The organism is Campylobacter sp. LH-2024, assembly GCF_048270605.1.
Classification (GTDB): domain Bacteria; phylum Campylobacterota; class Campylobacteria; order Campylobacterales; family Campylobacteraceae; genus Campylobacter_D; species Campylobacter_D molothri.
Window position 1 is genome coordinate 407,587 of record NZ_CP168139.1, and the last position, 20,603, is coordinate 428,189.

Below are 20,603 nucleotides of genomic sequence, written 5' to 3' on the forward strand. Positions count from 1 at the left end.
TTAGCTTTTGGGGATTGTGATGAAATTTCTTTCAGAAGATGATACTAGAGTAAAATTTATAGATACTAAACTTTATAGTAGTTCTTGGAGTGAAGCCGATATTTGCAGAAATTATTATTTTACAACAGGTAGAAAGCTTTTAGGTGGTAAAAGAGGCGAAAGAAAATTCGTAGATTATTTGCTTACATATGAAGGAAAAAATCTTGCCGTAATCGAAGCTAAAAAACTTAGTAAAGATGCTTTAGATGGATTATCTCAAGGTATAGAATATGCAAAAAATTTAAATATATTTTTTGTGTATAGTACTAATGGAGAAAAAATTTATGAATATGATATGAGAAGCTCTAGTGGAGAATACATAGATAAATTTCCAACTCCAAAAGAGCTTTTTGATCGAATTCATGGCAATCTTAAAGAGTGGCAATACAAACTTTTAACACAAAAACCGATGTATATGCCAGAAAAAGAGTTGAGGTATTATCAAAAAATAGCGGTTGATAAAGTCATAGAAGCAATTATAAATGATAAAGATAGAATTTTACTCACCCTTGCTACGGGTACAGGAAAAACAACCATAGCTTTTGCTTTATGTTATTGTTTATTGGAAGCAAAATGGAACAAAGAAAATAAAGATCAAAAACCTAAAATATTATTTTTATGCGATAGGATCACCTTAAGAGATCAAGCTTTAGGGGAATTTAATCCTATAGAGGGTGATTGTAAGGCAATTAGTGTTCAAGAGATAAAGAAAAATGGTGGAAAAATCATAACAAATGCAAATGTCTTTTTTGGAATTTATCAAAGTTTGGCTTCAAATTCAAAAGAACAAGAAAATACCGAAGAACAACAAGAGAGCAAATTTTATCTTCAATATCCAAAAGATTTTTTTGATCTTATCATTATAGATGAGTGTCATAGAGGCGGAGCCAATGAAGAGAGAAGTTGGAGAGCGGTGCTTGAGTATTTTTCTTACGCGACTCAAATCGGTTTAACCGCTACTCCAAAAAAAGAAGAAAATATAGATACTTATGAATATTTTGGCGAAAGTGTTTATGATTATAGTCTTAAAAGTGGTATTGAAGATGGCTTTTTAACACCTTATAAAGTCAAACTCATCAAAACAAGCTTGAGTGATGGTTATACTTATAATCCTAATGATTTGATACAAGGGGATCTTGAAAAAGGTTTTTACAAACAAAGTGAATTTGAAAGAAATATATTTTTACCAAGATATAATGATTTTATCGCTAAGAAAATTTTAGAGCTTATAAATCCTATGGATAAAACTATCGTTTTTTGTGTCAATCAAGCCCATGCAAGTGAGGTAAAAAGAGCTATAGATAAATACAAAAACGTTAAAGAAGATGATTATTGTGTAAGGGTAACGAGCGATGAAGGTAAAATAGGAATTGATTATCTAAAGCAGTTTCAAGACAATGATAAAAGCTTTCCTGTCATACTTACGAGTTCTAAAATGCTTACAACAGGCGTGGATGCTAAAAATGTCCGCAATATCGTTTTACTAGCAAATATAGGTTCTATGATGGAATTTAAGCAAATTATCGGGCGTGGAACTAGAGTGTATGAAGGTAAAGACTTTTTTACCATACTTGATTTTGTTGGCGCTACTAAGCTTTTTTACGATCCAAAATGGGATGGTGAAAAAATAGAAGAAATCAAAGAAAAAGAGCAAGAAAGAAAAATCACCAAAGAGATAAAGAAAACAAAAGAAGAAAGCAAAGAGAAAAAAAGAGTAATTGTGCATCTTGTAGGTACAAAACTTAAAGTTTTAGATATCGTGACAAGTTATGTGGGATTAGAGGGTAAGCCACTTCGCACTAAGGAATTTTTGATAGGAAAATTGGGTGAGTATTATGATGATGAGAAAAAATTGCGTGAAATTTGGAGCGTCCAAAGCAATAGGGAGAATTTTTTAAAAGCTCTTGCAAAAGATGGAGTGGATGAGGATGTCTTAAAAGATTTGAGTGAAATTTTTGAAAAGAAAGATTGTGATATATATGATGTTTTGGCGCATTTGAGTTTTAATAGCGAGATCAAAACAAGGCAAGAACGTGTTTTGCAAGTAGAAAATAGCGAATTCTTAAAACGCTTTCAAAGAGAAAAGGCTATAAGGTTTATAGAATTTTTACTGAATCGGTATCAAGAATACGGCATAAAAGATTTTGATGAGGGTTTAAAACCGCTTATAGAGCTTAGTTCTTTGGGTAGTGTTAGAGAATTGGCCGATGAATTTGGAAGTTTAGAAAATTTAAAGCAAAGTTTTGATGACTTGCAAAGGGAGATTTATTTATAACAAATTTAATTAATATATAATATTAATATATTTTTAATTATAAAATAAAAAGGAAAAATATGGGCAATAGTTTTTTAAATACAGAGACTTTAACTTTAAATGATTTATTTAGTAAAGATAGAACTTATAGTGTTCCAAAATATCAAAGAAATTATTCTTGGAGTGAAGATCAATGGGAAGATTTGTGGAGCGATATTGAAGATTTGGAAAAATCAAATTATCCACATTTTATGGGTTCTATAGTATTGCAAGAAACTAAAGATGTTAAAAATATAGATATTATTGATGGGCAGCAAAGATTGAGCACATTAAGTATTTTTATCGCCGCGGTTATTGTTTATATAGATGATTTAGTAAAAAAAGATAAAGATAAAATAGATAATGAAAAAAGAAAAGAAATTTTTAATAAAAAATATTTAGGTTATGAAAGCTCTACAACATTAAAAATAGTTCCAAAACTTACTTTAAATAAAACCAATAATAATTTTTTTACTACCTATATTATTAATCAAAATATTCCAGATAAACCAACCTTATCAGATGCAGATAAATCTAATCTTTTATTACATAAAGCATTTGATTTTTTTCAAAAGAAAATTAAAGAAAAATTCCAAAAAGAAGACGGAAAGAAAATTGCAGAATATGTAGAAATGATAGGGGAACAATTAAAATTTATTGTGATTGTAGTCCAAAATGAGCTAGATGCTTATGTTTTATTTCAAACTTTAAATGCTAGAGGAGCTGAATTAACAGCTGCAGATTTATTGAAAAATTATTTTTTAAGTTTATTAAAAAATGATTTTGGAGCTTTGGAACAAGCTAATTCAATATGGGAAGATATAAATGATAAAATTTCAACAGAAAAAATACCAGATTTTTTAAGAAGTGTTATAAATTTTCAAACAGATTTAGTTACAAAAAATAGACTTTTTAAGGAGGTTAGGAAAAATATTAAAACTTCGAAAGAAGCTTTTAGTTTTATATCTAAACTTCATAATTTATCTTCTTTATATCTTGCTTTGCAAAATTCAAATCATAATTCTTGGAATGAATTTTCGCAGCAAGATGCCAAATATTATATTGATATTTTAGAATTATTGAGATTTAAATCATCTTTACCATTGTTGCTAGTTGCTAAAGAAAAAATTACAGATGATCAAGAATTTACAAAAATTTTAAAAGTTTGTGCTATATTGTCCATTCGATATTCTATTTCAAAAACTAGAACCAATAAACTAGAGTCTAATTATAATAAAATTGCTTGTAATATATTTTATGGTAAATATAAAAATACAAATGAAATTATAAAAGCATTAAAATTAATTGATATTGATGATAATGATTTTAAAAAATCTTTTTCTATATACTCCAAAAAAGCAACTTCTGGAAATAATGCAAAAATAGTTAAATTTTTACTTGTCAGTATTGAAAGACATTTATCAGGAGGTATTTGCGATGAACAAATCGCAACAATAGAGCATATACTTCCATCTTCTTTAAATGATGAAAAAGTTCATAAATTAGGAAATTATATTTTATTGGAAGCAAAATATAATCAACAACTAAAAAATAAAAATTTTAAAGAAAAGATTGATATATATAGTAAATCTAATTTTAAATTAGCACAATATGTAGCAGAAAATTTTAAAACTTGGGATACGAAAAGCATTAATCAATATCAGAATTTTTTAGCTAAACAAGCTTTAGCTCTATGGAAAATTTAATGACAAATTTACCACAGGGTTGGAAAGTTAAAAAGCTTGAGCAAATTGCAAATATTAAAGGAGGTAAAAGACTCCCAAAGGATGAAAAATTATTAAATTATAATACTTCTTTTGCATATATAAGGGTTGCAGATTTTCAAGATAATGGAACTATAAATCCTAAAAATGTTAAATTTATCAATGAAAATACTTATAATATTTTAAAAAATTATAAAATTTATGATAATAATTTATATATTAGCATTGCTGGAACTATTGGAAAAAGTGGTATTATTCCCAAAGAATTAAATGGGGCTATTTTAACAGAAAATGCTGTAAGATTGGAATACACTAACGATAATATTTCAAATAGATATATGTATTTTTTTACAAAATCTAGTGTATTTAAAAAACAAGTAGAAAATTCAACAAAAATAGTTGCTCAACCAAAATTAGCAATTACAAGATTAAAACAAATTGAAGTTCCTATGCCACCACTAAAAGAGCAAGAAAGGATAGTGGGGATTTTAGATGAGAGTTTTGCAAAGATCGATGAGAGCATAAAAATTTTAGAGCAAGATTTGCTCGATTTAGATGAATTGATGCAAAGTGCGTTGCAAAAAGCCTTTAACCCTTTAAAAGACAATGCTAAAGGAAATTATCAACTCCCACAGGGTTGGGAATGGAAAAGCCTAGGCGAGATTTGCTATATTACAGATGGTACTCATAAAACTCCACAATATAAAGAAAACGGAATTCCTTTTTTATCTGTGAAAAATATTTCTAAAGGCTTTTTTGATTTAAGTGATGTGAAATATATATCATTAGAAGAGCATAATAAACTTATAAAAAGAGCCAAGCCGAAGTTTGGGGATATTTTAGTTTGTCGTATAGGAACTTTGGGTAAAGCTATAAAGGTTTGTTTGGAATTTGAATTTAGTATATTTGTTAGCTTGGGGCTTTTAAAACCTAAAATATCAATAATTAGTGATTATTTGGTTTATTTTTTAAATTCTCATTTTATTGAAATATGGATTAATAATAATAAAGTTGGCGGAGGAACACACGCTGCAAAACTAAATTTAAGTGTTTTAGAAAAATGTCCTATAGCTATACCACCACTAAAAGAGCAAGAGCAAATCGCTTCGTATTTAGATGAGCTTTCTTTAAATATCAAGGCTTTGAAAGAAAATTACAAAACTCAAATCAAAGACTATGAAGAACTTAAAAAATCACTACTGAAAAAAGCCTTTGAAGGAAGATTGTAAATGTTAAAATTTTTGAAAAATTTTAACACATTAGCTAGATATGTTAAAAATTTTTGATTTTTTTAACATATTTTTTTATAATGTTAAAAATTTTAAAAAATTTTAACATAATGAGAAGATAGTGAAAGAATTTATACCACAAAAATTGCCTTTAAAAATAGAATTAAATGTAAATATTTATAATCTTGCTATTAAAGCTTCTAGAAGATTAGCAGAATTAAATGGACTTAGCAAAAGTATCCCAAATCCAGATATTTTAATTAATGCTTTAGTATTGCAAGAAGCCAAAGATTCTAGCGAGATAGAAAATATCATCACAACACATGATGAGTTATTTTTATCTCAAATAGATGAAAAAAAACTTTCAGTGGCTACAAAAGAAGTTAAAGATTATGAAAGTGCTTTAAAAAAAGGATATGAATTATTGCAAAAAGAAAAGTTACTAAGAAATGTTCATATTTTAGAAATTCAAAAAAGATTGGAAAAAAATAATGCAGGTTTTAGAAGACAAAGTGGAACTATGCTCAAAAATCTTGCCACAGGAGAGATAAAGGACATACCACCGCAAAATCCTAATGATATACAAGATCTTATGACAAATTTAGAAATATACATCAACGATGATACATTAGATGATTTGGATCCTTTGGTAAAAATGGCAATCATACATTATCAATTTGAAAGCATACATCCTTTTTATGATGGTAACGGTAGAGCGGGTAGGATTATAAATATACTTTATTTAGTATATAAAGGACTTTTGGATTTACCTATTTTGTATTTGAGTGCCTATATAGTAAAAAATAAAAATAAGTATTATGAGCTTTTGCAAAAAGTTCGCGATGAAGGAGCAATTTTAGAATGGATAGAATATATTTTAAAAGGTGTAGAACAAACTGCTGAAGAAACAATAAAAACGATTACTTTGATAAATAAACTTATGAGTGATGTGAGTGAAATTTTGCAAAATAAAACAAATTTTTATAGTAAAGATTTTGTGGAACTTTTATTTTCTTATCCTTATACAAAAATAGATTTTTTAAGGAAAAAATTGGATATTTCAAGACAAAGTGCTTCAAAATATCTAAAAGATTGTGAAAAATTAAAAATATTAGAATGTGTGAAAATAGGAAGAAATAATTATTATATCAATATAGAACTTTTAAAACTTTTCAAAAAAAGGAATTTTTAATGCAAAATAAGATCGATCGAATCACCGATATTTTAAGACGCGATGATGGTATAAGTGGTGCCATGCATTATACCGAGCAGATTAGCTGGATACTTTTTTTGAAATTTTTAGATGATTATGAAGAAGAATTAAAAATCGAGGCGATGTTAAATGACAAATCTTATCAAAACATCTTAGATGAGAAATTTAGATGGCAAGTTTGGGCAGCACCAAAAAAAGATGGCAAACTTGATGTTAAACGTGCTTTGAGTGGTAAAGATTTGCTTGATTTTGTCAATAAAGAACTTTTTGTTTATCTTAAAAATTTTAAAAACAATGAAAATTTTAAAAGCATAGAATACAAAATAGGTGGTATATTTGAATTTATAGACAATCGCATCGCTAATGGACACACCTTAAGAGAAGTTATAAATATCATCGATGAGTTGAGCTTTAACAAAGAAAGTGATGTTTTTGCTTTAGGGGAAATTTATGAAAAGCTTTTAAAAGATATGGGAAGTGATGGGGGAAATAGTGGAGAATTTTATACTCCACGCCCTCTAATAAAAGCTATGGTTGAGGTGATAAATCCTAAGACTAAGGAAAGAATTTACGATCCATCTTGCGGAAGTTGTGGTTTTTTGGTGGAGAGCTTTTTTCATATTTTATACAAAGATAGAGCTAAGAGAGAAAAGGCGAATTTGAGCGTAGAAGAGCTTGAATTTTTAAAAAATGATGCACTTTTTGGTAAGGAAAAAACTCCGCTTAGTTATGCAATGGGTGTTATGAATATGATACTTCATGAAATTTCAAGTCCAAATATCATCAAAACAAACACGCTTAGCAAAAAAATCACAGATATAAGCGAAGATGAAAAATATGAAGTGATCTTAGCAAATCCGCCTTTTGGAGGCAAAGAAAAAGAACAAATTCAAGAAAATTTTCCTGTAAAATCAAATGCTACTGAACTTTTATTTTTGCAGCACATTTTAAAATCTTTAAAAAACAATGGAAGATGTGCCATTGTCGTGCCTGAAGGCGTGCTTTTTCAGAATTCAAATGCTTTTGTGAGTGTTAAGAGAGATTTACTTGATGATTTTAATTTAGAATGTGTTTTGAGTTTGCCAAGCGGGGTATTTTTACCTTATAGTGCGGTTAAGACTAATGTGTTATTTTTTTCCAAAGGTTTAAGAAGTATCATAGATGAAAAAACTAAAGATGTGTATTATTATGAGTTGATTCCTCCTTATAAACTGACAAAAAATAAACCTTTAGAATATACGCATTTTGATAAATTTTTAAAATGTTATAAAGATAGAAAAATCACGGCTAATTCTTATCTTGTTAGCCTTGAAGAACTCAAAAATAGAAATTATGATCTAAGTGCTAAAAATCCAAATGTTAAGGAAGAAAAATCTTTACGTGAAGTGGAAGAAATTTTAGATGATTTAAAACAAAATCAAAATAAAGCTAAAGAGTTATTTGCTAACATCTTAAAAATTATAAGATAAACTAGATTAAAATAATAAAAAGCTTGAATTATTTTTACAAGGAAATTTATGGAAAATCGACAAAAATTTATGGTTTTTATGTTTGGTTTCAACCAATAACAAATATTTTAATAAATCATTTTTAAGATTTTCTGATCGGGGATATTTTTAGTTTAAACGATCTTGTAAAATCTTATCCTGTGATTTTAATTAATTTAACAAATTATACCTATCATCCTTTTTATCATTGCTTGGAGTCGGTTGAAAATAAAAATTATGCCTAAGGCATAAAAACTATATCAACCAAACTCTCATTTTCTAAAATTTCACATTCTTTAGGAACGATCATTAATGCAGCTTTGTGATTTAGGTTGTTAATGATCGCGCTAGAACCTTCTTTTTTTCCTTCTAAATTGACCAAAATACGCCCTTCTTTAAATTCTACATTACAAGCAACAAATTCCAAATAAGGCGTTTTTTTTGTATAACTTCCTTGCAAGAAAGCTTTAGTGATATAATCTTTTTCTTGGCACAACCAAGAGTTTAAAATCTCTCTTGCGTAAAGATTAAACATCACCATAGCAGAGTATGGAAAACCAGGTAAGGCAATGATGAATTTATGATTTGCTTTAGCGATTTTGATGTGGCGTCCTGGTTTGATATCTACTTTATCAATGATGATTTCATACTCTTTGATAGCACCTTTTAAAAAATCAAAATCCCCCATGGAGACTCCGCCTGTTGTGATTAAAATATCACAAGACTCTAAAGCACTTTTTAAAGTTGCTAACGTTGCTTTTTCATCGTCTTTTAAAAGTGGAAAAACCCTTGTATCGCAAGCTAAATTTTTGGCTAAATTGGCAATAGCGATGTGATTAGAGGAGCGAATTTGAGCAGGATTATCTAAAGTTTCCCCTAGATCTTTGATTTCGCTACCGCTGCTTAAAACTCCAATGATTGGTTTTACAAAAACGCTGATGTGAAAAAAGCCTAATTCTGCTAAAAGTGCAATTTCGCTATAATTTAATTTTGTGCCTTTTTTGAGTAAAATTTCATTTTTTTTATAATTTTCTCCAATTTTTCTAACCGCAAAACCTTTTTTAACACTTTTTTCTATCAAAATTTGATCTTTTTCTATACGGACATTTTCAACCGGAACAAGCGTATCACTTCCTAAACTCATCAAAGAGCCTGTAAAAGTTTTAACACAAGTTCCATTTGTCACTTCAAATTGTGGCATGGTGCCTGCAGGAGTTGAGCCTAAAATTTTTAAAGCTTTATCTTGGTCTTCAAATTTAATCGCATAGCCATCCATAGCCGAAGTTTCCATTTCTGGTTGATTTTTAAGAGCTTTAATATCACAGGCTAAGATACGTCCTAAACATTGAGTGAGTGCTATTTTTTCTATTCTTTCATAACTTTTTATATGAGAATGTAAAATTTTTAAACTTTCTTCATAAGAAATTAGCATTGATTATCCTTAATACTGATATAAATTTGAGTTTTATGGGAAGTGTAGTATTCAAAATCGGTCAAAAAAGCCCTTTTTATATCTGAATTTTTGAAAAATATTTCAATTTTAGACCAAATTTTTGGTACGATTATTTCAGGTTGTCCAAAGTCTTCGAAAACGATATAAGAACCACTTTTTATAAGAATTTTTTCTGCATTTTGACAAGGTATTTTTACTCCTACGCCAATTTTAAATTCCAAATCTTTATAATCATAATAAACGCTATAAATTTCATCTGGGGCGCCAAAAATACGATGAAAATCTTTCCATAAAGGGAAGATTTTCGAAGTTTGTTTATCGCTTTCTAGTTTTTTATTGGTTGAAGTTGTGATTCCAAAAATAGAAAATTCTTGAATTTGTTTAATCATGATAAAATTCCAGCTCCTAAAAGTTTGCTTGATCTATCTAGAGCATAAATTTTTTCACCATTTTTAATATCATATTTCCAAATTGGCGCGTTAGCTTTAAAATCTTCTACAAATTCATTTATAAGTTTTAAACCTAATTTTCTTTGCTTACTTAAAATACCTGCAAAATATGAACTTTCTCCAACTTTTACATCACCAATTGAATGGGCAAATAAAAGAAAAGCAGGTTCGTTTTGTAGTTTTTCTTGCCAATTTTTAAACCAAGAGATAAGCAAAGGTTTATAAATATCAAAACTTAAACCTTCTACTTTATCATCATTTCTAACTATACCACAAAAAGTGATTAAGGCTCCGCAATTTTGTTTGATGCTAAATTCATACCATTTTGCATAAATTTCAGGGATATTTAAAGGACCTTCGTGAAGTAAAAAGTATTCCATCAACCACCACCAACAGGAGGTAAAAGCGCTATTTTATCTCCATCTTTAAAAGTTGTATTTTCATCAAAGATGATTTCATCATTTAAAGCTACCGCACAAAGATCAAGCCATTTTTTTAAACTTTCATCTTGTTTTAAAAATTCTTTTAATTCTTTTAAATTTTTAACTTCTAATTCCAAACTAGCTTTATTAATAGGTCCTAAAAATTCAATTTTTATCATTATTTGCCTTTACTTCTAAATTACCCATCATACCTAAATCTTCATGTTCTAAGATATGACAATGATACATTCTAAGTCCGACAAAATCTTGTTTCATCCTTAGTCTTAATTCTTCTTTTGGGCGAACATTGATTGTATCTCTTAAGGCTCTAAATTCAGCTTTTTTTATAGTGCCATTTAGTTTTGATGAAATAAGTTCAAATTGTGTTCCATGTATATGAAAAGGATGATCCATATGTGACTCATTAATAACAATCCAATCTTCAATAACACCAACCTTTGAAATTAAATCTATACGGTTTAAATCATAAGTTTTTTTATTGATTAAAAACATAGAGGCTAAAGCAGCTTTTTGCTCTTGTTCGTTTTTTTTCATCATACCGTGCATTTTGTGATGATCTTCACTCATTATGATTTCTTTGAAATCTTGCGGATCTTTTAAGGTTTCAAATTTTCTTAAAGTAGAAGGTAGATTTTCGGGATTTTTTTCTATATTAATATGGGCTAAAAATAAATTTTCTTTCTTTTCTTTAACCATCATTTTATCTCTATCATAATAAATACTTTCTAGTTTTAATTCTCCTGTTTTATTTGCTTGTATAAAAACTTCTACTCTTGAAGCAGGAGCTAAAAATAATTCTTCTTCAATTCTAGGTTTTTCTATGAGTCCGCCATCAGTGCCCACTAAAATAAATTTAGCATTTTGAATTTTTAAATTTAAATATCTTGCTGAGCAAAGATTATAAAGACGAATTCTTTCGCCTTGTAGAATAATTTTAGGTTTGTATTGTCCATTAATTAAAACAAATTCTCCTTCTCTCCCATTTAACCAATCCGTTAAAGTATTTTCAGGAATTTGTGCATTTTCATCAAGTCTTAGATCGCTAAAAACTAAGTCTTTTTCATTAAAATGAGATAAAGCATCTTTTCTAGCTTTGATTATGAAAATTCCAGCAAGCCCCATATAAACTTGCTTAGAGGTGATATAATGAGGATGAGGATGATACCAATATGTACCTGCAGAATTTAAAGGCAATGTGAAACGATAAATTTTTTCCTTTCCCGCTAAAATAGGATCATGCGGACTGCCATCTTGATCAGGTGGAACAGGAACGCCATGCCAGTGTATGGTCGTAGGTTCTTTAAGTTGATTTTTAACTAAAATTTCAACCGTGTCTCCTTCATAAACTTCTATTTTTGGACCAGGGATTAAGCCATTATAAGTATAGCATTTGGTTTTTTTACCTTTGATAAACTCTATTTGACTTTCTTTAATTTCTATAGTAGCGCGAAAAAAATTTTTTTCCTTACTTTCATTTTTAAGCAAAGTTAATTTTTTTAGTTTTTTTCCACTTGGAAACTGATTTTTATTAAGAAGCTTAAGATCACTAGGAGCGAAATTTATAAAAGAAGTATTGATAGCATTAGGAGTATTGTTATGATGCATTTGATGCATAGGTGATCCATAGGCTATGCCAATACTTGCTAAGCTTAAGGCATTTAATTTTAAAAATTGTCTTCTGTTCATTATGAAAATTCCTTATAATGATAAATTATTGTATTATAGTCATTATTTTTAAAAGCTCAGTAAATTATTTAAAATTTGGCTTGTTTTTGGTATTATTTCGCAAATTATAAGGAAGTATTTATGTATGAAAAAATTCAAACTCCAGCTTATATTTTAGAGGAAGATAAATTACGCAAAAATTGTGAACTTTTAGCTTATGTGGGCGAAAAGAGTGGAGCAAAAATTTTACTAGCTCTTAAAGGTTTTGCTTTTTCAGGAGCAATGAAAATTGTTGGAGAATATTTGCAAGGTTGTACTTGTAGCGGACTTTGGGAGGCACAATTTGCTAAAGAATATATGAATAAAGAAATTCATACTTATTCTCCAGCTTTTAAAGATGATGAAATCGAAACTATTGCTTCTTTGTCACATCATATCGTTTTTAATTCTTTATATCAGTTTGAAAAATATAAAAATATATGCACTAAAAATTCTCTTGGACTTCGTTGTAATCTTGAGTTTTCTTTGGCTCCAAAAGAACTTTATAATCCTTGTGGGAGATATTCTAGACTTGGAATTCGTGCTAAAGATCTAATAGATGCAAATTTAAGAGATATTGAAGGTTTGCACTTTCATGCTCTTTGTGAAGAAAGTGCAGAAGCTTTAGAGCAGGTTTTAAAAGTATTTGAAAATAATTTTTCTTCGTGGATTAAGAACATGAAATGGGTTAATTTTGGTGGAGGTCATCATATCACAAAAAAAGGTTATAATGTCCAAAAGCTTATTGATCTTTGTAAAAAATTTAGTGACAAATATGGTGTTAAAGTGTATTTAGAACCAGGTGAAGCCATAGGTTGGCAAACAGGTGTGCTTGTAGCAAGTGTGATTGATCTTATAGAAAATGAAAAGAAAATTGCTATTTTAGATACTTCAAGTGAAGCACATATGCCAGATACTATTATCATGCCCTATACAAGTGAAGTTCAAAATGCTAGGATTTTAAGTACAAGAGATTCAGAGAATATTTCTTCCTTGGAAAAAGATGAAATAGCATATTTATTAACAGGTAATACTTGCTTAGCGGGTGATGTGATGGGGGAATATGCTTTTAAAAAAGAGTTAAAAAGAGGTGATAAGGTTGTGTTTTTAGATCAAATTCATTATTCAATCGTTAAAAATACAACCTTTAATGGCATAAGATTACCTAATTTAATATTTTTAGATCAAAACAAAAATTTTAAAACTATAAGAAAATTCACCTATGAAGACTATGCAAAAAGGAATTAATTTATTATTTCTATTTTGCATAAAATATCTTTTAACTTAAATTATACAATGATTTTTTGAAATTTTTATATATTTGATTTTTTAAATAATATGTTTTTTTAAAATCATGAATTTTAGTTATTTTTAATGTTTAATTATATTAAAAATTGATAAAATTCAGTTTTTTTTAACTTAAATCATACTAAGATAAAATCTAATGAAATATGGGATTTAAAACGATATTAAGTCATATTTGCATAATAAAGTATATTTTATTCCTACCAAATCTAATATTTTCTTAGGGTATTGATTATGAATTTAGAACATTTAAGATTAGCAAGAAGTCTTTATTATCAATTTTTTGGTAATCTTTTTGTTTTTTCTAAACAAAACTTAGATTCTTTGCATCGTTGTTTGGGTGTAATGAAAGAAAATTCATTTGATGAAGAATTATTAGATAGTTTTGATTTATTGTTACAAAATTCCCAAAAAAATTTGGAATTATTTTTTAAAGAATATGAAGATCTTTTTTTATCTTTAAAAAATGCTATTCCTATAACATTTTCATATATTGAAGAAGGTTTTGAAAATTCAAAAGCTTTGCTTTGCGTAAGAGAAATTCTTTCAAAAAGTATTTTAAGACGTAATGAAGTGAAATTCAAAGAAAGTGAAGACAATATAGGATTTTGTTTTTTATTAATGAGTGAATTTTTAAAACAAAAAGAAGATGATTTGGCAAAAGAATTGTTTCAAAAACTTATTCATCAAAATATTGATGAATTTATCAAGTTTATTTTTGAACATAAAAAAGCATATTTATATAAAGAAATAGCAAAGATACTTGCGACTTTTATAGAATTTGAAAGATCTTGTTTTAATCTTAGTAAAGTTTCAAAAACTACTTCTAAAAAAGTTCAAAATGATCTTTCAAGATCTGAATTTTTAAGAAGAGAAACCAATAAAAAAAGGAGGGTGAATGCAAAATCGTAGAGAATTTCTTAAAAAATCTGCTTTAGCTTTAGGAAGTGCTAGTTTATTGCCTAGCACCACTTTAGCTTTTACCAAGGAAGAAAATAAAGATATAGTAAAAGGTAAAAGTAAGAAAAAAGAAGTGCTTTTTCAAAGAAGTGTAAATTGGGAAAATTATTATATAAAGGCTGAGTAATGTCGAATATTGATATAAAACTTAATCGTCGTAATTTTTTAAAAATGGCAGCTCTTTCTAGTTTAGCTACTCCTTTGCTTACAAGAAGCGAAAATCTTAGAGAAGCAAGCAAGAGTGAATTAAAAGAAGCGTTTGAAGGAAGTAAAAAAATTAAAACAATCTGTACAGCTTGTTCTGTAGGTTGTGGAATTATTGCAGAAGTGCAAAATGGAGTTTGGGTACGTCAAGAAATTGCTCAAGATCATCCAGTTAGCTCAGGTGGACACTGTTGCAAAGGATCTGATATGATCGATATGGTGCGTTCTCATGTGCGTTTAAAATATCCTATGAAAAAAGAAAATGGAGAGTGGAAACGTATTTCTTATGAGCAAGCTTTAAACGAGATCGGAGAAAAACTTGCCGCTTATCGTAAAGAAAATCCTGAAAGTGTAATGTTTTTAGGATCTGCAAAGCTTAATAATGAACAAGCTTATTATATAAGAAAATTTGCAGCTTTTTTTGGAACCAATAACGTAGATCATCAAGCTAGAATTTGACATAGCGCAACAGTCGCCGGTGTGGCGAATACATTTGGTTATGGTGCTATGACAAACCATCTTGGAGATATACAAAAGAGTAAGTGTATTTTTATCATTGGTGCAAATCCTGCAGTGAATCATCCTGTAGGTTTTAGACATTTTTTAAAAGCTAAAGAAAGAGGTGCAAAACTTATTGTTGTAGATCCTAGATTTACGAAAAGTGCAGCAAAAGCAGACATTTACGCAAGAATTCGCCCAGGAACCGATATAGCCTTTATGTATGGAATGCTAAAGATTATTTTTGATGAAGGATTAGAGGATACAAAATATATCGATGAAAGAGTTTTTGGAATTGATAAAATTCGAGAAGAAGCTTCAAAGTGGACAGTTGAAGAAGTCGAAAATGTCACAGGAATTTCTAAAGAGCTTTTAATAGAGATAACCCATGAAGTAGCCAAAAATAAACCAACTACTTTGGTATGGGCTATGGGTTTAACTCAACATTCTGTAGGAACTTCAAATACGCGTTTGGCTCCTATTTTGCAAATGGTACTTGGAAATATAGGTAAATTTGGTGGAGGAGTTAATATTTTACGTGGCCATGATAATGTTCAAGGCGCCTCGGATATGGCATGTTTGAGTGAAAATTTACCAGGTTATTATCCTTTAAATGAAGCAACTTGGAGATATTATGCCAAAATTTGGGGTGTGGATTATGATTGGCTTTTAGGAAATTTTGTAAGTAAAGATTGGATGCATAAAACAGGACTTTCTCTTGCTAGATGGTGGGCAGCTGCTTTAAATGGTAAAGATGGAAATGATGCTATTGATAATGCAGGAACTGCCTTAAAGGCTTTGGTTGTTATGGGAAATGGTATTACTTCAACCGCACAACAAGCCAAAGTTAAAGAAGGTTTAGAGGCTTTAGAACTTCTTGTTTTAGCCGATCCTTTTGTTAATGAAGCGGGTATTATTGCAGAAAGAAAAGATGGAATTTATCTTTTACCTGCTGCAACTCAATTTGAAACTAGTGGAAGTGTTACTGCAACTAATCGTAGTGCACAATGGAGATTTAAGGTTATTGATCCGCTTTATGAAAGCATGGAAGATCAAGAAATTTTGTTTGAACTTGCTAAAAGACTTGATTTTTATGAGGATTTTACTAAAACTTTACGAGATGAAAAAGGTGAAATTGTTTGGCCTGAAAATGCTACAAAAGAAATTGCTAAAGCAGTTAGAAGTATAGGTTTAAATGGATGGAGTCCTGAAAGACTTAAAAAACATACTTTAAATTGGGATAAATTTGATGAAATTACCTTAGAAGGAAAAGATGAGGTAAAAGGTGAATATTATGGACTCCCTTGGCCTTGTTGGAGCGACAAACATCCAGGAACTCCTGTACTTTATAATACAGATATCGAAGTAGCAAAAGGTGGTATGGGTTTTAGAAATAATTTTGGATTAGAGTATGAAGGTGAAAGTTTATTAGCTAAGAATGCACCTTTAAATTCACCAATTAATACAGGTTATCCACAAATTACTAAAGAGAATATTGAAAAAATTTTAGGTATCACTTTAAGTGCTGAAGAGAAAGAAAAAATTGGTACAACTTGGTCTTATGATGATAGTGATATTATTGTAAACAAATGTATGGAAAAAGGTATAGTTCCTTATGGTAATGCTAAAGCTAGGGCGATAGTTTGGACCTTTAAAGATAAAATACCACTTCATCGCGAACCTTTACATTCTCCAAGAAATGATTTAGTGCAAAAATATCCTAGTTTTGAAGATCAAAAGGCGCTTTATCGTGTAGATACAAAATTTATTTCTGTGCAAAAAGCTAAGGATTATTCTAAGGAATTTCCACTCAATCTTATTACGGCAAGACTCGTTAATTTAAATGGTGCTGGTATGGAAAATAGAGCTTCAATGTATCTTTCACGTTTGACACCTGAAATGTTTTGTGAAATTAATCCAGAACTTGCTAAAGAAAAAAATATCCAAAAAGGAGATATGATTTGGATTCATTCTCCAGAAGGAACAAAAATTCATGTTAGAGTAAAATTAAATCCAGGCATTGCAAAAGAAATGATTTTTTTACCTTTTCATTTTACAGGTGTGATGCAAGGAGTGGATTTAACTCATAATTTTCCTAAAGGAACTAAACCTTATATAAGTGGAGAAAGTGCCAATACAATTACAAATTATGGTTATGATATTATGTGTCAAATTCCAGAAACTAAAGGTGGGCTTTGTCGTATCTCTAAGGATGGAAAATGAGTAAAGAAAATTTTATAAATTTAGAAAAAGATCGTTTAAAATTCTTTTGCGATAATGAACGTTGTATCGATTGCAATGGTTGTGCAGTTGCTTGTGATGAAGCTCATGAGCTTCCGATTAATATTCGTCGTCGTCGCGTAATAACTCTTAATGAAGGAGTGCAAGGAAAAGAGGTTTCAACTTCTATTTCTTGTATGCATTGTGATGATGCTCCTTGCTCTATTGTTTGTCCTGTAGATTGTTTTTATATACGTGCAGATGGTATTGTTTTGCATGATAAAGAAATTTGCATAGGTTGTGGATATTGTTTATATGCTTGCCCTTTTGGAGCTCCGCAATTTCCAAAAGATAGTGCTTTTGGAAATAAAGGCATTATGGATAAATGCACAATGTGTGCAGGAGGGCCAGAAGAAACAAATTCGCAAAAAGAAAGGGAGCTTTATGGGCAAAATCGTATTGCAGAAGGTAAAGTACCCGTGTGTGCAGCCATGTGTTCAACTAAAGCTTTATTAGTAGGCGAAAGTTCAAAGATTGAAGAAATCTATCATAATAGGCTTGTTAGTAGAAACTATGGTATTGCTTCACCTAAGGAAAGTATAGAATGGAAAATCGCCTATATAGGAAAGGAACGTTTATGAAAAAAATGTTTATCTTGCTTTTTTCTTGTTTTATAAATTTATTAGCTTATGGCGAAGAAAGAATGGGACAAGACACGCAAATATGGGATTATCGCAGAATTAGCAATATTCCAAATTATCATACTTTTGGTCAATTTTGGACTAGTTTACAAGGAGAATATATAGCAACAATTGCTTTAATCGCTATTATTGCGGCTTTGAGTGCTTTTGCTTTGCATTATATGGTAATTGGACCTAAGCAATTTTCTCATAATGGAAAGAAAATTTATACTTTTACTTTGTTTGAAAGAATTTTCCATTTTATCGCAGCTTTATCTTGGATTATTTTAGTTCCTACCGGTTTAATTATGATGTTTGGATCTACTTTTGGAGGCGGTAATTTTGTTCGAATTTGTAAAAATTTGCATGTTTTAGCGATGGTTTTATTTATTATTTCTATTATTCCGATGTTTTTATGTTGGATTAAGAGAATGCTTCCTGCAAGTTATGATATTAAGTGGCTTATGATTGTTGGGGGTTATCTAAGTAAGGTTAAAAAACCAATTCCTGCAGGAAAATTTAATTTTGGTCAAAAAACTTGGTATTATATTGCTGTATTTGGCGGTTTTTTAATGATTATTACTGGTTTGTTTATGTATTTTGTAGATTTTGACTCTGTTGTAATTCAAAATTTCTTAGGTTTAACCCAAATAGAACTTTTAAGAATTTCTGCTATTGTGCATAATATTTTAGGCATTATTTGTGTGGTATTTTTTGGAGTGCATATTTATATGGCTGTTTTTGCAATTAAAGGGAGTATTCATTCTATGATTACTGGTTATAAGGAAGAAGAAGAGGTTTATATTTTGCATCATTATTGGTATAAAGAACTTGAAGATAAAAAGAAAGTTTGATGACTTTCTTAAAATAAATTTTAATGGAATATCAATGGAACCTTTATTTACAACTCAAATTTTAAAATACAAAGATAATAAAGCTTTTATTTGTGATGATACTTTAGTGCGCGAAATCAAGCTTGAAATTTTTATTAATGGTGAAAAAATTGGTGCTTTAATGGCGACGCCTGTTGATGAACAAGCTTTAGCGGTGGGATATTTAATGAGTGAAAATATCATTGCTAAGGTAGAAGATATCCAAAGGATTGAAAGTAAAGATGATGGTATGAGTGTATATATTGAAGCAAAAATAGATCAAGAAAATCTTGCTAAACTTAATGCTGAAGGAGTTGTGATTAGCGGTTGTGGTAGAGCACATACGGCTAATATTGATATAGAAAATATTCAAGCAATGCAAATATCTTCTAAAACTCAATTTAGTAAAGATTATATCTTAAAACAAATGAGTCAATTTTATACTCAATGCGATTTATATGAAAAAACAGGATGTGTACATACAGCTAAACTTTTATTTGATGAAGAAACGTTTTTTATTGGTGAAGATATTGCTCAGCATAATACTATAGATAAAGCTTTAGGAAAAGCAAGATTAGCTGGAGTTGACCTTGATCAGTGTTTTTTAATGGTAAGCGGTCGTTTAAGCTCTGAAATGGTAGCTAAAACGATTATGCATAGAGTACCTATTTTAGTCTCAAGAACAGCTCCTACTTGTTTGGGTGTAATGATAGCAAGAAAATTTAATTTAAGTCTTTGTGGCTTTGCAAGAGAAAATAAGATCAATATTTATAGTGGAGATTTTCGAATTCATGGAAGATAAAAAAATACTCTCCTATATGAGAGAAATGCTAAATAGTAATGAAAAATTAGATTGTGGTACAGCTTTTAAAATAGCAAAAAAATTTTCAAAAAATATTGAAGAAATAGGCAAACTTGCCAATGAAAATAATATAAGAATTGATAATTGCGAATTAGGTCAATTTGGACATTTGGACTTTGAAAAAGGAAAAATTGAAGTTTTAAAAGAATTAGAACCTAAGCTTGATCAAAAAAGAAGAATTTTTTGTGAAGAAGCTAGAGATATTGCTCAAAAAACTTGTGGTTTAAAAAGTATGCGTTCAGCTTTAAAAGCGTATAAAATTGATGTAAAATATTGTAAACTTGGTTGTTTTAAGGAGAAAAAGGGAAAACAATTTGTTATTAGAACTAAAACTTGGATTGAAAATTCAGATGGAGATTTACTTTTTGGTAAAGGTAAAACTGAACTTTTGGAATTAATAGGACAAACTGGAAGTTTATTGCATGCTTCTAAACTAATGGGGATAAATTATAAAAAAGCATGGATGCATTTACAGGTTTTGCAAAAAAATTCTCAAGAAATTTTAGTAAGTACAAGACAAGGAAGATCAAAAGAATCGGGAACAAAATTGACTCCTAGGGCTATAGAATTGATGGAAAATTTTGCTATTTTACAAAAAGATATAGAGGAATATGCTAATAAACGTTTTAAAGAATTATTTTTCAATTATAAAAAAAAATAATTTGTATTTTAAGCTTATTTTTTTATACAAAATAATATAATTTTGATTATTTTTTAATGTAATAAGAGGTTATAAATCAAATGTTTAAGTCTTTAAATATTGCTTCAAAACTTATTTTATCAGTTGCGATTGTTGTAATATTAGGTTTGGTATTTTTAATTTTTTTAATTACGGATCAAGTAAGCCAAAATATTGCTAAAAATACTGAAAGTATTATTTCTGCAACTTCAAAAGAATATGCAACTCACACTCAAGGTATCTTTAATGAAATGATAGCTTTAAATAAAAGTGAAGCTTATACATTAAC

The 20,603-nt window shown here is 29.1% G+C and carries 18 protein-coding genes; 13 read left to right on the forward strand and 5 right to left on the reverse strand.

Annotation, left to right across the window (positions count from 1 at the left end):
* Positions 1-19: 19 nt before the first annotated feature.
* The 5 genes from hsdR (at position 20) to ACD570_RS02250 (ending at position 7,967) form a co-directional block, all read left to right on the forward strand.
* The gene (gene hsdR / locus ACD570_RS02230) at positions 20-2,314 is read left to right on the forward strand and encodes an EcoAI/FtnUII family type I restriction enzme subunit R (protein WP_417904349.1); all 2,295 of its coding nucleotides are present in this window, start codon (positions 20-22) and stop codon (positions 2,312-2,314) included.
* 59 nt (positions 2,315-2,373) lie between these two features.
* On the forward strand, positions 2,374-4,038 hold the full coding sequence (locus ACD570_RS02235; protein WP_337207058.1) for a DUF262 domain-containing HNH endonuclease family protein: 1,665 nt from the start codon (positions 2,374-2,376) through the stop codon (positions 4,036-4,038).
* A complete protein-coding gene (locus ACD570_RS02240; protein WP_337207059.1) occupies positions 4,038-5,285 on the forward strand; it encodes a restriction endonuclease subunit S in 1,248 nt (415 codons plus the stop codon). The genes ACD570_RS02235 and ACD570_RS02240 overlap by 1 nt, the downstream gene beginning before the upstream one ends.
* 121 nt (positions 5,286-5,406) lie before the next feature.
* Positions 5,407-6,477: a Fic family protein gene (locus ACD570_RS02245; RefSeq protein ID WP_337207061.1), complete on the forward strand. Its 1,071-nt coding sequence runs from the start codon at positions 5,407-5,409 to the stop codon at positions 6,475-6,477.
* The gene (locus tag ACD570_RS02250) at positions 6,477-7,967 is read left to right on the forward strand and encodes a type I restriction-modification system subunit M (RefSeq protein ID WP_417904350.1); all 1,491 of its coding nucleotides are present in this window, start codon (positions 6,477-6,479) and stop codon (positions 7,965-7,967) included. The genes ACD570_RS02245 and ACD570_RS02250 overlap by 1 nt, the downstream gene beginning before the upstream one ends.
* Positions 7,968-8,226: 259 nt before the next feature.
* Here ACD570_RS02250 and ACD570_RS02255 read toward each other — a convergent pair whose 3' ends face one another.
* The 5 genes from ACD570_RS02255 to ACD570_RS02275 are packed head-to-tail and all read right to left on the reverse strand — an operon-like array spanning position 8,227 to position 12,016.
* A complete protein-coding gene (locus ACD570_RS02255; protein WP_337207065.1) occupies positions 8,227-9,417 on the reverse strand; it encodes a molybdopterin molybdotransferase MoeA in 1,191 nt (396 codons plus the stop codon).
* The gene (locus ACD570_RS02260; protein WP_200281892.1) at positions 9,411-9,827 is read right to left on the reverse strand and encodes a GyrI-like domain-containing protein; all 417 of its coding nucleotides are present in this window, start codon (positions 9,825-9,827) and stop codon (positions 9,411-9,413) included. Before ACD570_RS02260 ends, ACD570_RS02255 begins: the two co-directional genes overlap by 7 nt.
* Positions 9,824-10,267, reverse strand: a complete 444-nt coding sequence (locus tag ACD570_RS02265; RefSeq protein ID WP_200281904.1) for a molybdopterin synthase catalytic subunit — start codon at positions 10,265-10,267, stop codon at positions 9,824-9,826. Before ACD570_RS02265 ends, ACD570_RS02260 begins: the two co-directional genes overlap by 4 nt.
* The gene (locus tag ACD570_RS02270) at positions 10,267-10,488 is read right to left on the reverse strand and encodes a MoaD/ThiS family protein (RefSeq protein WP_200281906.1); all 222 of its coding nucleotides are present in this window, start codon (positions 10,486-10,488) and stop codon (positions 10,267-10,269) included. Before ACD570_RS02270 ends, ACD570_RS02265 begins: the two co-directional genes overlap by 1 nt.
* Positions 10,475-12,016, reverse strand: coding sequence for a multicopper oxidase family protein (locus ACD570_RS02275; RefSeq protein WP_337206799.1), 1,542 nt, complete (start codon positions 12,014-12,016; stop codon positions 10,475-10,477). The genes ACD570_RS02270 and ACD570_RS02275 overlap by 14 nt, the downstream gene beginning before the upstream one ends.
* A 120-nt stretch (positions 12,017-12,136) precedes the next feature.
* Between ACD570_RS02275 and nspC the strand changes: the two genes are divergently transcribed.
* From nspC to ACD570_RS02315, 8 genes are all read left to right on the forward strand, one after another.
* Entirely contained in the window at positions 12,137-13,282 is a 1,146-nt protein-coding gene (nspC, locus tag ACD570_RS02280; RefSeq protein ID WP_337204935.1) for a carboxynorspermidine decarboxylase, read from the forward strand.
* Between the two features lie 291 nt (positions 13,283-13,573).
* Complete coding sequence (locus tag ACD570_RS02285) at positions 13,574-14,251, forward strand: molecular chaperone TorD family protein (RefSeq protein WP_337198388.1); 678 nt, start codon at positions 13,574-13,576, stop codon at positions 14,249-14,251.
* Positions 14,238-14,426, forward strand: coding sequence for a twin-arginine translocation signal domain-containing protein (locus ACD570_RS02290; protein ID WP_200281914.1), 189 nt, complete (start codon positions 14,238-14,240; stop codon positions 14,424-14,426). Before ACD570_RS02285 ends, ACD570_RS02290 begins: the two co-directional genes overlap by 14 nt.
* Positions 14,426-17,224, forward strand: a complete 2,799-nt coding sequence (locus ACD570_RS02295) for a formate dehydrogenase subunit alpha (protein WP_337198387.1) — start codon at positions 14,426-14,428, stop codon at positions 17,222-17,224. The genes ACD570_RS02290 and ACD570_RS02295 overlap by 1 nt, the downstream gene beginning before the upstream one ends.
* Positions 17,221-17,862 carry a formate dehydrogenase FDH3 subunit beta gene (gene fdh3B / locus ACD570_RS02300; RefSeq protein ID WP_200281918.1) on the forward strand — a complete coding sequence of 214 codons (642 nt, stop codon included), beginning with the start codon at positions 17,221-17,223 and terminating at the stop codon, positions 17,860-17,862. The genes ACD570_RS02295 and fdh3B overlap by 4 nt, the downstream gene beginning before the upstream one ends.
* A complete protein-coding gene (locus ACD570_RS02305) occupies positions 17,859-18,755 on the forward strand; it encodes a formate dehydrogenase subunit gamma (protein WP_200281920.1) in 897 nt (298 codons plus the stop codon). The genes fdh3B and ACD570_RS02305 overlap by 4 nt, the downstream gene beginning before the upstream one ends.
* A gap of 34 nt (positions 18,756-18,789) precedes the next feature.
* Positions 18,790-19,575, forward strand: a complete 786-nt coding sequence (gene fdhD, locus ACD570_RS02310; protein WP_337207069.1) for a formate dehydrogenase accessory sulfurtransferase FdhD — start codon at positions 18,790-18,792, stop codon at positions 19,573-19,575.
* Positions 19,565-20,296: a winged helix-turn-helix domain-containing protein gene (locus ACD570_RS02315; protein WP_200281926.1), complete on the forward strand. Its 732-nt coding sequence runs from the start codon at positions 19,565-19,567 to the stop codon at positions 20,294-20,296. The genes fdhD and ACD570_RS02315 overlap by 11 nt, the downstream gene beginning before the upstream one ends.
* Positions 20,297-20,603: the final 307 nt, after the last annotated feature.